Genomic DNA, 1,557 nt, shown 5'->3' on the forward strand with positions numbered 1-1,557 from the left:
GACGGCAGTTGGCGGCTATCGGGGAAGCGGGGAGTGGGGTCAGGGACCCAAAAGCCCTTCCGGGCCTTCGGCCCGGGCCCTGACGGGCCGCCGGGCTCCGCCCGGTCCGGCCGCAGCCGGCCGAATCCCTACCCCACCGTCTGGTCGTGTCGTTGAGCGCGTCGCCACTACGTGACGGGTGCGGTAACGAAGGGCCCGCTACAGGCGGCCATGGGGCGGGCCGCGTCCCAGCGGTGGCCGGCTCCGGTGGGGGGAATGGCGGGAAAAGGGGTTGTGGATAACCCGAAAGAGGCGCCATTCCATGATAGGCATGCCGGCGCCCTGAGGAAAGAAAGTAATATACCCGGGAGTAGGGCTGCCATTCTCCTGGTCATTGGCATATAATCAGAGTATGATCTTTCCTCCCAGCACACCGCCCTCGACCGGGACCACCCCGGTCGATCAAGCGATGGCCCATGCGCGGGAGATGGCGGTAGGATTCGCCGGCCGGGATATCCCGATCGGGGCCGAAGCCGAAGCGCTCGAACAGTACGGGCGGATCAACGGGGAAATGGATCGCATCTACTACGCGATGCTCCCCGCCCTGGCCACCATGGAAGCCTCCGGGGCCGTATTGGAAAAAGGCGGCCAGAACACCCTCAAAGCATGGATCACCCACAAATGGGGCACCACCCCCGCCCAGGCCGGCAACCTCGCCACCCTGGCCCGAGCCGTCCACCGCCAGCAGCTGCCCCTGGTGGATGAGGCGTTCCAGGGTGATGTCCTGTCGTTGGGTGAGGCGTGTGCGATCGCGACCTCCACCGAAAAAGCCACCGCTGAGTGGGCGAAGGTCCTGGAAACAGCCGATGAGGAGTTCAAAGCGCAGCACCCCGACGTCGAGGGTTTCCGGGCCCGCCTGGAGTTCGGGCTGATCGCTTATAAGAAGGAATGTCCGCAGGCGTCGGTGCGGCAGTTGCGGGACGCGGCGAAATGGTTCGTCGCCCAACTGGACCCCGATAAAGCCGACCGGGATTACGATGAGACTTTCGACAACCGTGGCGCCCAATTCTCGCCGACCTTCGAAGGCGGGTTCCTGCTGCGCATGTGGGGGCCGGGTGCGGATAACCAGCTGATCCAGGCCGCCCTGGACGCCTACACCGAACCCCATGGTCCGGATAGCGCGGCGGTGCCGAAGCATCAGCGCACTTATGACGCGATGATGCGCATCTTCGAGACCGCCCTGGCCCACCGCACGTGCGCGAAGGCCCCGAAACCGGTGGTCACGTTGAACATCACCGTGCCGCTCAAGCGCTACCTCGGCGACCAAACCGCCGAACCCGCGGTGACCGAGGACGGGGTGGTCATCCCCGACCAGATGATCTCCCGCCTCACCCCGAAAAGCTGGTTGCGCCGCTTCCTGACCGACGCCGAAGGCAAAACCCTCCTCGACGTGGGTCAGAAGCACCGGTGCGCCCCCGACCCCGTACGCCAAGCGGCGGGGTACAAGGAGTTCCACTGCGAGTGGCACGAGGGCTGCGACATGCCGCGTAGCTGGTCGCAGTTCGACCACATCATCGC

At 65.6% G+C, this 1,557-nt stretch carries 1 protein-coding gene; it reads left to right on the forward strand.

Translation table 11 applies throughout. The annotated features are described in order from the left end of the window. Nucleotides 1-391: 391 nt before the first annotated feature. The coding region (locus tag BQ8420_RS31050) for a DUF222 domain-containing protein (RefSeq protein WP_143847673.1) at nt 392-1,557 on the forward strand (1,166 nt) is incomplete at its 3' end.

The organism is Nocardiopsis sp. JB363, from assembly GCF_900143625.1.
GTDB lineage: Bacteria > Actinomycetota > Actinomycetes > Streptosporangiales > Streptosporangiaceae > Nocardiopsis.